Below are 12,230 nucleotides of genomic sequence, written 5' to 3' on the forward strand. Positions count from 1 at the left end.
GCTCACCAATCGTGGACGGTGCCGTCGGGCAGCCGGTTCACCGGCAGGTAGGCCGCCTGGTACGGGTACCTCGCCGCGGCAGCCAGGTCGAGGCGCACGCCGAGGCCGGGCAGCTCGCCGGGGTGCAGCAGACCCGCCGCGAAGGTGAACGAGGTCTCGAACACGTCCGCGGTGACGGCGGCGTGCGGCATGTACTCCTGGATGCCGAAGTTGTGGACGGCCAGTCCGAGGTGCAGCGCGGCGGCCATGCCGACCGGGGAGACGTCGGTGGGCCCGTGCATGCCCGACCTGATCTGGTGCAGCCCGGCGAGGTCGAGGATCCGGCGCAGCGCGGTGATGCCGCCGGTGTGGGTGGGCGACGAGCGGATGAAGTCGACGAGTTGCTCGCCGATCAGCGTCCGGTAGTCGTGCACGGAGTTGAAGACCTCGCCGATCGCCAGCGGGGTGACCGTGTGCGAGCGGACGAGCCGCAGCGCCTCCTGGTTCTCGGCCGGCGTGCAGTCCTCCAGCCAGAACAGGTCGTACGGTTCGAGTGACCGGCCGAGCCGGGCGGCCTCGATCGGGGTCAGCCGGTGGTGCACGTCGTGCAGCAGCGGCAGCTCCGGCCCGAACTCGTGGCGGACGGCTTCCAGCACCCCGGGCAGGTGCCGCAGGTAGGCGCGGCTGTCCCACTGCTCCTCGACCGGCCGCGCGGCCCGCCGGGCCGGCTCGTAGGCGGTGCCGGGGTCGGTGACGCCGTAGAGCGCGGCGATGCCCGGCACCCCGGACTGCACCCGGATCGCGCGGAAGCCCTCGGCCAGCCGCCGGTGGATCGCCTCGGACAGCTCGGGCAGGTCCCGCCCGCCGGCGTGGCCGTAGGCGAGCAGCCCGCGCCGGCTCGCCCCGCCGAGCAGCTGATACAGCGGCAGCCCCGCGCGCTGCGCCACCAGATCCCAGAGCGCCACGTCGACGGCCGCGATCGCGGTCATGGTCACCGGGCCGCGCCGCCAGTACGCACCGCGGTGCAGGTACTGCCAGGTGTCCTCGACGGCGTGCGCGTCCCGGCCGATCAGCAGCGGTGCGACGTGGTCGCTCAGGTAGGACGCGACGGCCAGCTCCCGGCCGTTGAGGGTGGCGTCGCCGAGCCCGATCAGGCCCTCGTCGGTGGTGATCCGCAGCGTGACGAAGGTGCGGCCCGGGCTGGTGACGACGACCTCGGCGGACTCGATGATCACCGCGGGTCCTCGCGTACCACCAGGACGTCGCGGGCGCCGACGGTGAGCGGCGCCCCGCGGGAGATCCGATCACCGGAGAGCAGCTCCGTGCCGTCGACGGCCGCGGTCACCCGCACCGGTACGGAGTCGTGGTTGAGCAGGAACAGGATGCGGGTCCCGTCCGGCGTCACCCGGGTCGCCGTCTCGAGCGCGGGCCGGTCCGGGTACGCCCCGGTCAGGCCGTGCCGGTCCAGCACCTGCCGCACCACCCAGGAGACACCGGCGGCGTCGAGGCCGGCGGCGACGTACCAGCCGTGCCCGGCGCCGAAGGTGTTCCGGGTGACCGCCGGAGTGCCCGCGTAGAAGTCCGCCTGATACGTGCCGACGGTCGCCGCGCCCTGGGGGATCACCAGCTCGAACAGCAGCCGGGCGGCGACCTCGACGTCGGCGCCGAGCCGGACCGGGTTGACGAACTCCGGACCGCGCGCGTCCCACTCGTCGATCCGGACACCCATGAGCGCGCCGAGCGGCCCGGGCACGTCGGTCAGGAAGGCGTTGTCGTTCTCGTCCACCCGCGCCGACAGGAAGGTGGTGACCACGGAGCCGCCGCGCTCGGCGACCGCCTCCAGCCGCGCCGCGAGATCGCCCTTCACCATGTGCAGCGCGGGCGCCAGCACCACGTCGTAGCCCGCCAGGTCCGCGGTCACCGCGACGACGTCCAGATCCGCACCCGCCTCCCACAGCGCGCGGTGGTAGGCCAGCACCACCTGCTGGTAGCGGACCAGCCGGGACGGGCCGTCGGAGATCTCCAGCGACCACCAGCTGTCCCAGTCGAACAGCAGCGCCACCCGGGCCGGGGTCCGCGCGCCCAGCACCGCGCCGCCGAGCCGGCCGAGCTCCTCGCCGAGCGCCGCGACCTCGCGGAACACCCGGGTGTCGGACCGGCCGGCGTGGCCGATGACCGCGCCGTGGTATTTCTCGCACGCGCCCCGCGAGGCGCGGAGCTGGAAGAACAGCACGGCGTCCGCGCCGTGCGCGACGGCCTGCCAGCTCCACAGCCGCATGAGCCCGGGCCGCTTGAGCGGATTGACGTCCCGCGCGGCGGTGTGGCTGGGCGTCTGCTCCATCAGCCAGAACGGCTGGCCGTCCTTCAGCCCGCGGATCAGGTCGTGGGTCAGGGCCATCCGCGCGGCCGACTCGTCGTCGGGCGGGTAGTTGTCCCAGGAGGCGAAGTCCAGGTGCGGCGCCCAGCGGTGGTAGTCGATCGGCCGGTACATGCCCATGAAGTTGGTGGTGACCGGGACGTCCGGGCTGGACTCGCGGATGGCCGCCTTCTCGTCGCGGAAGTTCGCCAGCATCGCGTCCGACATGAACCGCAGGTAGTCCAGGGTGATGCCCTGGAAGGCGGTGTGGTCGGGGCCGCGCCAGTGCTCGGTCAGCGCGGACGGCGCCTCGATCTGGTCCCAGCCGGTGAAGACGTGCGACCAGAAGGTGGTGTTCCAGGCGTCGTTGAGGGCGTCCAGGGTGCCGTACCGGGCCCGCAGCCACTCGCGGAAGCCGGCGGCGCAGAGGTCGCAGTAGCACGCGCCGCCGTACTCGTTGCCGACGTGCCAGGCGATCACGGCCGGGTTCCCGGCATAGCGCCGGGCGACCCGGCGGGCCAGTTCGGTGGCGAGCCGGCGGAACACCGGCGAGCTGGGGCACGAGTTGTGCCGCTGCCCGAAGCGGTGCCGCCGGCCCTCGAAGTCGGTGCGGGTCACCTCCGGGAAGGCGCGGGCCAGCCAGGGCGGATGCGCGCCGGTGCCGGTCGCCAGGCAGATCCGCCGGCCCTCGGCCGCCGCGCGCGCGACGACGCGGTCCAGCAGCGCGAAGTCGTACTCGTCCGGTCCGGGCTGGGTCAGCGCCCAGTCGAAGACGCCGAGCGTGACGGTGTCGATGCGGGCCTCGTCGAACAGCCGGTAGTCCTGCTTCCACACCTGCTCGGGCCACTGCTCCGGGTTGTAGTCGCCGCCGAAGGACACCTTGGGGGTGACGGGCAGGGTCATGCGATGAACTCCTTCCGCAGGTCGGCGATCATCGGCCGGCTGATCCGCAGCAGGGCCAGGGCGAACACCGGCACCAGCAGCATCGGCACCGCCTCGGACCACCGGGCCGTGAGGCTGACGGCCACGGCCAGCAGGCAGGCGACGCCCAGGCTCACCGAGGGCGTACGGGTGAGGTAGTAGCCGGCGAGCCGGGCGACGTCACGCAGGCGGAACGCGAAGAGGGCGTGGATGACCAGCGCGTTGACGCCCCACACCGCCGCCGTGACCAGGACCAGCGTCAGCGGCACCAGCCACCAGCCCGGCAGGCCCGCCGCACCGAGGTGGGCGATGTTCAGCGCCAGCACGGTGCACCAGGCCAGCGGCGGGAGGCAGACGCCGAGGACGCCGGGCAGACTCTGCCGGTAGCTCCGCCAGAACGCCCGCGCCGGCCGCAGGTCGGCCAGGTCCGTGCCGCGATGATGCACCGCGCCGAGCACCGCCGAGAACGCCGGGCCGAGCGGCAGGGCGCAGGCCGCCGCCAGCGGCAGGTTGCTGGCGTCCCGGCCCACCAGCACGAGGACGGTCAGGCCGGGCGCGGCGCAGAGCAGGAAGAGCAGCTCGGCGGTGAGCAGCGTGTGGATCAGCGCCGCGGCACGGGCCAGCGGGCCCGTGCCGAACTCGCGCCGGGTGGTGTCCACGCTCATTGGAAGCGCTCGTACGCCTTGTTGACCATCTCGATGTACTTGTCGGACTTCTTGGCCTTCAGCTCGGCCACGTAGGCGTCCCACTCGGTGAGCGGCCGCTGCCCGAGGATGAACCGCAGCGAGTTCTGGGTGACGTGGTCCTTCAGCGACGACTCCCACAGCGTCGCCTGCTCGCGCTCCTCGTCGTTCAGCGGGTGCGGGGGCGCGACCACCAGGGGCGTCCGGGCGTTCATCACCTTCTGGAACTCCATCTCCTCCGGCGGGAAGAAGGACTGGACCAGGTCGAGGCTGCCGCCGTACACGAAGACGCCGTTCTGGAAGCCGAAGTCCTTCTGCAGGTGCTTGCCCGCCTTGGGGTTGTTCCCGAGGAAGCCGACGTCGGCGGCGAGCGTGCGCTTGCCGGCCGCGTCCTTGGTGTAGGTCGTCCCCTCGACTCCCCACTTGGCGAACTCCTGGCCGGCGTCGGAATACCAGAGCCAGTCGATGAACTGCATCATCGCCACGAAGTTCTTGCTCTGCAGCGCCTTCGTCGAGATCATGATGCCGTTCTCCGAGCGGCTGGCCGGGTTGATCTCACCCGCCGGGCCCACCGGCAGCGGGATCCTGATGAGCCTGGCCTTGGGCAGCGTGCTCTTCAGGTCCGGCCGGTTCTCGTTGACCAGGGTCTGCGCGTTGGCGCCGATGACGAACGACTTTCCGTTGGCCAGCTTCTGCCGCGCGGCGTCGTCGGTCTGGGTGAAGCTCTCCGGGTCGAGCAGCCCTTCGGCCACGAGCTTGTTCAGGTATCGCAGCATCTGCTGGTACTGGTCCGTGGCGCCGGTGTAGTCGAACTTCTTCGTGGCCGCGTCCCAGTGGGCGTGCTGGTACGACCAGCCGGCGTAGAGCCCGTAGGACGCGCCCAGGATGCTCAGCAGGCTCCCGCCCGGATTGGGCTTGCTCCACCGCTCGGAGTACGGGTACGACGACGGGTACCGGGCCTTCATCGCCTTGAGGACGGTGTAGAGCTCGTCCCAGGTCTTCGGGGGCTGCAGGTTCAGTTCTTCGAGGATGTCCGCGCGGAGCGCCAGCGAGTAGTCCTGGGTGGGCTTCTCATGCAACCCGGGCAACAGATAGAACTTGCCGTTCGACTGCCGCAACTGGTTGATCTCCGGTTCGAGCTTCCACTTGGCGATCTTGTCCTTCAGGTTGGGCAGCAGGTCCAGGTAGTCGCTGACCGGCAGGATCGCGCCGGAGGAGACGAAGGCGTCCTCGGCCGGGTGGTAGGTCTTCGGAATGATCATCGGCGCGTCCCCGGCGCCGATGAGCAGGCTGCGCTTCTGCTCATAGTCGCTCAGCGGTACGGCCACCGGCTCGATCTTCACGTTGGTCCGCTTGGTCAGCTCCGACCAGAACATCCAGTCGTTCTTCAGCGGATAGAACGAGTGGTTGTTGTAGAGGGCGGTGAAGGACAGCGGCTCGGTGGCCTTGAACTGGTCGCCGATGCCGTACTGGGCCATCGCGCCGACCCGGCTGCCGGAGAGGTCCTCGGCCTTGGTGGGTTCCTCGGAGCAGGCGACGAGGCCGAGGGTGAGCAGGCCGGCGGCGGCTGCCGCCACGCCGCGCCACGTTCCTGTGCGCATGGCTGTCCTTTCGGGGATCGGAGGAGGAGGTGGTGGATCAGCCCTTGACGGCGCCGAGCATCACGCCCGACACGAAGTACCGCTGGATGAAGGGATAGACCGCGAGGATGGGCAGCGTGGTGAGCACGACGGTCACCGCCTGCAGGGTGGCCGCCGCCTGGACCGCGTCGGCGTCCGCCACGCCACCAGCCGACTGGGCACCGGTTGCCCCGGCGAGGAGATTGCGCAGGTAGACGGTCACCGGGAACAGTTCCTGCCGGTCCATGTAGAGGAACGCGGTGAACCACGAGTTCCAGTAGGACACCGCGTAGAACAGCACCATCGTGGCGATGACGGCCTTCGACAGCGGCAGCACGATCCGCAGCAGCGTGCCGTAGGTGCTGAGCCCGTCGACGGCGGCAGCCTCCTCCAGCTCGACCGGCAGGCTCTCGAAGAACGCCTTCATCACGAGCAGGTTGAACACGTTGATGGCGTTGGGCAGCACCACGGCCCAGATCGAGTTCTTCATGCCGAGGCTGGTGATCAGCACGTAGTTGGGGATCAGGCCGCCGGAGAAGAACATCGTGAACACCGCGATGCCGACCAGCGCGCCGCGCCCTTTGAGCCGCGGCTTGGACAGCACGTAGGCGTAACAGGTGGTCAGCACGATGGCGATGAACGTCGCGACCACGGTGTAGACCACGGTGTTGCGGTAGTTCGTCCAGAACATCGAGTCGGACATCACCAGCTTGTAGGCGGTCAGGTCGAAGCCGCGCGGCACGAGGCTGACCTTGCCCGCGATGAGGTACGACTCGTCGCTGAGCGAGCGGGCCACGATGTTGACGAAGGGGTACAGCGTCACGAACACCACGGCGGTCAGGAAGACCGCGTTCACCGCCCGGAACACCCGTTCGCCCCGGGTGGACCGGATCCCGCGGCGCGGGGCCCGCTTCGGCTCGCGGACGGCCGGGCCGACGGTCACCACAGGCTCGTCCCGACCGTGCGCCGGGCGATGGCGTTCGCCGACAGCACCAGCACCAGCCCGATCACGGCCTCGAAGAGCCCGATCGCGGCGGCATAGCTGAAGTTGCTGGACTCGAAGCCGATCCGGAACAGGTACGTGGAGATCACGTCCGCCGTGGGATAGGTCAGCGGGTTGTACAGCAGCAGGATCTTCTCGAAGCCGACCGCCAGGAAGGTGCCGATGTTGAGGATCAACAGGGTCACCATCGTGGGCCGGATGCCCGGCAGCGTCACGTGCCACGTCTGCCGCCAGCGGTTGGCGCCATCCATCCGGGCCGCCTCGTAGAGGTTTTCGTCGATCGTGGTCAGCGCGGCGAGGTAGAGGATCGTCCCCCAGCCGACCGTCTGCCAGACCTCCGACGACACGTAGATCGTCCGGAACCACTCCGGGCGTTGCAGGAACGGCACGGCGTCGCCGCCGAGGCCACGAACCAGCTGGTTGACCGTGCCGTCGACGGAGAGCAACTGCATGACGATGGCGGCCACGATCACGATCGACAGGAAGTGCGGCAGGTAGGACACGGACTGGACGAAACGCTTGAGCTTGCGGGTGCGGACCTCGTTGAGCAGCAGCGCGAGCACGATGGGCAGCGGGAAACAGAAGACCAGGGTGAGCACGCCGAGGAGCAGGGTGTTGCCGAAGACCTCCCAGAACGTGGGGTCGCTGAAGAACAGCCGGAAATAGCGCAGGCCCGCCCAGGTCTCGCCGAACACGCTGCCGCCGGGCTTGAACCGGCGGAACGCGATCACGTTCCCGAGCATCGGCAGATAGCGGAAGACCAGGAAGAACAGCAGCGGCAGCACCGCCAGCGAATAGAGCTGCCAGTCCCGGCGCAGGGTGTGCCGCCAGGTGCGGCGCCCGGCGCGGCCGGCGGGCTCGCGGGAGTCCACGATGGTCGGCGGGGGCGGATCGGACGTGCTCAACGCGCTCACCCGCAGTCCTCCAACCGGCCGAAACTTTCGGCACGCCGACGTAAATATCGGCGTTACATTGGCGAACGTAATTTCGTTCCCACCCGATGTCAAGGCACGTCCGGGCGCCCTTGACATTGACGATGGTCATCGTGGAATCTTGTCGCAGGCGTGCGGATCGCCGCCACCGGGCGGATTCCTTGCGGTCAACTTCCGGGAGGTCCGGCGGTGCCGGGCCGTGCCGCTCAGCCGAACAGCGGGTCGTCCAGCAGGTGCGCGAAGGCGAGCTCGGCGGCGCCGATCAGGGCGGCGTCGTTGCCCAGCCCGGGCGTCCGCATCCGGATGTGCTCGCGGAAGGCCGGCAGCGCGATGGCGTTCATCCGGCTCCGGATCTGGGCCGCCGCCACCAGGTACACGTCGCGCAGGGTGCCGCCGAAGATCACCGCTTCGGGGTTGAAGATGTTCGCGAGGTTGCCCACCCCGAAGCCGATCCACTCGCCGACCTGGCGGACCGCGAACTGGGCCTGGCTGTCGCCGCTCATCGCCGCGTTGACCACGCCCAGCACGGCCTCACGACCCGTCTCGCCGGCCCTGCCGGCGTGTTCGAGCAGCGCGTACTCGCCGATCTCGGTCTCCCAGCAGCCGCGGGACCCGCAGCCGCACTCGCGGCCGTACGGATTGACGACCATGTGGCCGACCTCGCCGCCGTACCCGCCGTAGCCGGCCACCCGGCGGCCGCCGGCGATGATGCCGGCGCCGATCCCGATGTCACCGTGCAGATAGACGACGTTGTCGCAGCCGGCCGCGACGCCCCGGCTGTGCTCGACCAGCGCCGAGACGTCGGCGTGGTTGCCCACGGTCACCCGGCCCGCGGCGCCGAGCGCGGAGCGGAGCGCCGCATCGACCGGTTCCTCGGCCGATCCGATAGTGGGGGTGAGACCGACCATCCCGTCCGCGCGGCGGGCCCGGCCGACGACGGCCACCCCGGTGCCGACGGTACGAACATCGTCGGTCATCGCGCGGCTCATGTCGTGGACGAAGTCGGCGAGCGGCCGGACCGTGTCCAGCAGCGGCATGCCGCGCGGGCGGTCGGTCTCGCGACGGTCCAGGATGCACCCGCCCAGGCCGACCCGGGCCGCGCGGAGCCGGTCCACCTCGATGCTCAGCGCGTACGCGTGCACCTTCGACGACTCGGGCCGGACGACCAGCGACGGTCGCCCGGCCCGGCCGGTCTCGCGGGGTGCCGCCTCGCTGACCAGTCCCGCGGTGGTCAGCTCGGCGGTCAGAACGCCGATGGTGCTGCGGTTGAGTCCCAGGCGGCTGGTGAGCTCCGCCCGGGAGGTGGCGCCGTGCAGGTGCACGTAGCGCAGCAGAGAACCGAGATTGTGCCGGCGGACCTCCTCCGGGCCGGGGGCGGCTCGCATCGGATCGCCGTCCCCGTGCCCGGAGTTCCGCTCACCTGGTTCCGGTAGCGGACGCCCTGCGCCGGGCCAAGGCATCCACGCTGGCGGCGACCAGCAGGATCGCGCCGGTGAACATGTACTTCTGGCCGGACGAGAAGCCCATCAGGCCCATGCCGTTGTCGATCACGGCGATCACCGCGCCGCCGATCACCGCGTTGATCACCTTGCCCTTGCCGCCGAAGAGGCTGGTGCCGCCGATCACGGCCGCGCCGACCGAGTAGAGCAGGATGTTGCTGCCGCCGGTGTTCGGGTCGACCGAGCTGGCCCGGCTGACCGCCATGATGCCGCCGATGGCGGCCATGAAGGAGCAGATCGCGAAGACCGAGATCCGGATCCGGTCGACCGGGATGCCGGCGCGGCGCGCCGCCTCGGTGTTGCCGCCGACCGCGTACACGTGCCGGCCGTACGTGGTCCGGCCGAGCACGAAGGTCCAGAAGATCAGGAAGGCCACGATGATCGGGACGACGATCGGCACGCCCTTCAGCGAGTTGATCGCCGGGTTGACCGCCCGCTCCTGGGTCAGCACCGCCGTGGTGACCAGCACCAGGACGGCCAGGCCGCCGATCCGCAGCAGCACCACGCCGATCGGGTCGGTCACCAGGCCGCGGGCCGCCCGGCTGCGGACCCGGCTGAACTGCACCAGCGCGTAGCCGGCCAGCACGCCGACGGCGAGCACCCAGCTCCACAGCACCGGGATGTTGTTGTTGTTCAGCGAGATGACGAACTCGTCGCGGATCGAGATGTTGATGCCGCCGCCGAGCAACTGCAGCAACAGGCCCTGGAAGCCGAGGAACGCGGCCAGCGTGACGACGAACGACGGGATGCCGACCTTGGCGATCAGCACGCCGAGCACCAGGCCGATGACCACGCCGGTTACCAGTGCCGCCGGAATGGCGACGTACCAGGCCATGCCGTGGTTGGTCAGCAGGATGGCCATGACCGCGCCGCAGACGCCGCTGGCGAAGCCGGCGGAGAGGTCGATCTCGCCCAGCAGCAGGACGAAGATCAGCCCCATCGCGATGAAGACGACCTGGGCGCTCTGGGTGAACAGGTTCGCGAAGTTCAGCGGGCTGAAGAACGTCTCCCGGGCGATGCCGAAGATCAGGGAGAGGACGATGAGGCCGAGGACGGCCGGCATGCTGCCGAGGTCGCCGCCGCGGACCCGGCCCCAGTAGTCGTGGATGTGGCTGCCGACGGTCGGCTTGACGACCTTGAGGCCGCCGGCTGTGGTCGTGGTGGTGGTCACTGGTCGCCTCCGGGCGTGATCTCGATGCCGCCGTTGAAGTCGGAGGGCTTCTCCGGCGGGAGGCCGAGGTTGCCGCTGCGGCCGGAGGTGATCAGTTCGACGATCTGGGAGTGGGTGACGTCGCTGGTCTTGACCTGGGCGGCGGTGCGGCCGAGGTAGAGCGCGGCGATGCGGTCGGAGACGGCGAAGACATCGTTCATGTTGTGCGAGATCAGCACGACGCCGAGGCCGTTGTCGGCGAGCCGGCGGACCAGCTCGAGGACCTGGGCGGTCTGGGCCACGCCGAGCGCGGCGGTGGGTTCGTCGAGGATGACGACCCGGCTGTTCCAGAGCACGGCCTTGGCGATGGCGACGGTCTGGCGCTGACCGCCGGAGAGGCTGGCGACGAGTTGACGCAGGGACTTGACGGTGCGGACCGAGAGGCTGGCCAGGGTGTCACCGGCCATTTGTTCCATGGTCGGCTCGTCGAGGACCAGCCCGCGGACCTTCTCGCGGCCGAGGAACATGTTCTGGACGATGTCGAGGTTGTCGCAGAGCGCGAGGTCCTGGTAGACGACCTCGATGCCCAGGGCGGAGGCGTCGCGGGGGCTGTGGATGGCGACCTGGTCGCCGCCGAAGGTGACCGTGCCCGCGTCGATGGTGTAGATCCCGCTGACGCATTTGACCAGGGTGGACTTGCCGGCGCCGTTGTCGCCGACGAGCGCGGTCACCTCGCCGGGGTAGACGCTGAGTCCGACATCGTGCAGGACCTGGACGGGACCGAAGCTCTTGTCGATCCCGTTGAGTTCCAGAAGGGGTGTCGCGGCCACGGTGGTTCTCCTTCGCTTGGTGACCGGCTTGCGGCGCCGCCCCCGCCCGCAGGGGCGAGAGCGGCGCCGTCGTAGCTTTCCGGGAACTGACCCGGCCTCAGCCGAACGTCAGCTGATGCCCGCGTCGGTGCAGGCCTTGGCGAAGTCGGGGGTGCAGAGCTCGGCCTTGGTGACGAACCCGTCGGCGACGACGTCCTTGACGTTCGCCTTGGTGATGGACTGCGGGTCCAGCAGCACCGAGGGCACATCCTTGCCCGAGTCCGGGTCCTTGATGGTGCCCGTCGCGGTGGTCGGCTTCTCACCCTTGGCCAACGAGATCGCCAGCGCGGACGCCGCGTCGGCCTCCTTCTTGATCGCCTTGTAGACCGTCATGCACTGGTCACCGGCGAGGATGTTCTGCAGACCCTGCACCGTCGCGTCCTGACCGGTGACCGGGACCTGACCGTTCAGCTTGTTCTTCTTCAACACCGAGATGGCCGCGTTACCCAGACCGTCGTTAGCGGCCAGCACACCCTTGATGTTCTTGTTCGAGGTCAGCATCTGCTCGAAAATCGTGCCACCCTGGGCGTTGTCCCAGTCCGGCACCGACTGGTTCGGACCCTTGGTGAAGGTCCCGTCGGCATACTTCGGGTCCAGCACCGAGTTGTAACCCTGCGCGAACAACGTCGCGTTGTTGTCCGTCGGCGAACCGTTGAGCTCGGCCACGACCGGCTTGACGTACTTCTTCTCGGTCAGACACTCGACCAGACCCTGACCCTGCAACTCACCGACCTTGACGTTGTCGAACGACACGTAGTAGTTCGCACCACCATTGAGAGTCAACCGGTCATAGTCGATCGTCGCGATACCGGCGGCCTTGGCCTTGTCCAGCACAGCCTTACCGGTACCGGAGTCCAGGTTGACGATCATCAGCACCTTGACCCCGCTGGAGATCATCCCGTCAGCGAGCGTCTGGAACTGCGTCTTGTCACCCTGCGCGTTCTGAATATCAGCCTCGACACCAGCCGCCGCGAAGGCCGCCTTCAGGTACGTCAGGTCGGCAGTCGCCCAACGCGCCGAACTCTTGGTATCCGGCAGAATGACGCCGACCTTCCCGGCCGCCTTGTCACCACTGCCGGTGCCGGTGCCACCTTCGGTGTTGTCACCGCAGGCGGCAACGCTGCCGGTGGCCAGGAGGCCAGCCGCGGCAAGGGCGAACAATCCCTTACGCATCTTATGTCCTTTCGGGGGTATTCCGGGCCTACGATCAGGTTCGATG

10 protein-coding genes are annotated in these 12,230 nt (G+C 69.4%); all 10 read right to left on the minus strand.

Translation table 11 applies throughout. The features are described from left to right. Positions 1 to 2: 2 nt before the first annotated feature. Entirely contained in the window at positions 3 to 1,214 is a 1,212-nt protein-coding gene (manD, locus tag DMB66_RS01970) for a D-mannonate dehydratase ManD (RefSeq protein ID WP_125802229.1), read from the minus strand. Beyond that, positions 1,211 to 3,238: a beta-galactosidase gene (locus DMB66_RS01975; RefSeq protein WP_125802230.1), complete on the minus strand. Its 2,028-nt coding sequence runs from the start codon at positions 3,236 to 3,238 to the stop codon at positions 1,211 to 1,213. The genes manD and DMB66_RS01975 overlap by 4 nt, the downstream gene beginning before the upstream one ends. Further along, positions 3,235 to 3,921, minus strand: a complete 687-nt coding sequence (locus DMB66_RS01980) for a hypothetical protein (protein WP_125802231.1) — start codon at positions 3,919 to 3,921, stop codon at positions 3,235 to 3,237. Before DMB66_RS01980 ends, DMB66_RS01975 begins: the two co-directional genes overlap by 4 nt. Next, positions 3,918 to 5,540, minus strand: a complete 1,623-nt coding sequence (locus DMB66_RS01985; protein WP_125802232.1) for an extracellular solute-binding protein — start codon at positions 5,538 to 5,540, stop codon at positions 3,918 to 3,920. Before DMB66_RS01985 ends, DMB66_RS01980 begins: the two co-directional genes overlap by 4 nt. Positions 5,541 to 5,577: 37 nt before the next feature. Then, positions 5,578 to 6,501 (minus strand): carbohydrate ABC transporter permease, encoded by a 924-nt coding sequence (locus DMB66_RS01990; protein WP_233624231.1) that lies wholly within the window; start codon positions 6,499 to 6,501, stop codon positions 5,578 to 5,580. Continuing rightward, on the minus strand, positions 6,498 to 7,475 hold the full coding sequence (locus DMB66_RS01995; protein ID WP_233624232.1) for a sugar ABC transporter permease: 978 nt from the start codon (positions 7,473 to 7,475) through the stop codon (positions 6,498 to 6,500). Before DMB66_RS01995 ends, DMB66_RS01990 begins: the two co-directional genes overlap by 4 nt. Positions 7,476 to 7,699: 224 nt before the next feature. Continuing rightward, positions 7,700 to 8,878: an ROK family transcriptional regulator gene (locus tag DMB66_RS02000; RefSeq protein ID WP_125802233.1), complete on the minus strand. Its 1,179-nt coding sequence runs from the start codon at positions 8,876 to 8,878 to the stop codon at positions 7,700 to 7,702. A 31-nt stretch (positions 8,879 to 8,909) separates the two neighbouring features. Beyond that, positions 8,910 to 10,163 carry a sugar ABC transporter permease gene (locus DMB66_RS02005; protein WP_125802234.1) on the minus strand — a complete coding sequence of 418 codons (1,254 nt, stop codon included), beginning with the start codon at positions 10,161 to 10,163 and terminating at the stop codon, positions 8,910 to 8,912. Next, positions 10,160 to 10,972, minus strand: coding sequence for an ATP-binding cassette domain-containing protein (locus DMB66_RS02010; protein ID WP_125802235.1), 813 nt, complete (start codon positions 10,970 to 10,972; stop codon positions 10,160 to 10,162). Before DMB66_RS02010 ends, DMB66_RS02005 begins: the two co-directional genes overlap by 4 nt. Positions 10,973 to 11,080: 108 nt before the next feature. Continuing rightward, positions 11,081 to 12,184, minus strand: coding sequence for a sugar ABC transporter substrate-binding protein (locus DMB66_RS02015; RefSeq protein ID WP_125802236.1), 1,104 nt, complete (start codon positions 12,182 to 12,184; stop codon positions 11,081 to 11,083). Positions 12,185 to 12,230 lie beyond the last annotated feature (46 nt).

The sequence above is a fragment of the Actinoplanes sp. ATCC 53533 genome (assembly GCF_003947245.1).